1 protein-coding gene is annotated in these 420 nt (G+C 69.0%); it reads left to right on the forward strand.

Annotation, left to right across the window (positions count from 1 at the left end; translation table 11 throughout):
- On the forward strand, nucleotides 1–420 hold a 420-nt coding region (locus F3I16_RS20980; RefSeq protein ID WP_160495454.1), incomplete at both ends, for an Ig-like domain-containing protein.

Here is a 420-nt window from a genome sequence, read left to right on the forward strand (position 1 = left end):
GTCCCGGGCGCCGACTTCAACGGCACCATCAGCTTCGACTACGTGGCCCAGGACGCCGATGGCGACACCGCCAGCGCCACCGTCAACATCGACGTCGCCGCGGGCAACGACCCGGTCGTCGCCGTGGATGACAGCTTCAACGTCAACGAAGACGGCTCGGTCAGCCTCGACCTGCTCGGCAACGACAGCGCCGCCGATGGTGGCCTGAGCCTGCAGAGCATCAACGGCACCGCCCTCACCGGCGCCGCCCAGGCGATCGTGGTCAGCAACGGCGTGGTCAACGTCGCCGCCGACGGCAGCCTGACCTTTGTCCCGGGCGCCGACTTCAACGGCACCATCAGCTTCGACTACGTGGCCCAGGACGCCGATGGCGACACCGCCAGCGCCACCGTCAGCATCGACGTCGCCGCGGGCAACGAC

It is taken from the genome of Pseudomonas sp. L-22-4S-12, assembly GCF_009799935.1.
Classification (GTDB): domain Bacteria; phylum Pseudomonadota; class Gammaproteobacteria; order Pseudomonadales; family Pseudomonadaceae; genus Aquipseudomonas.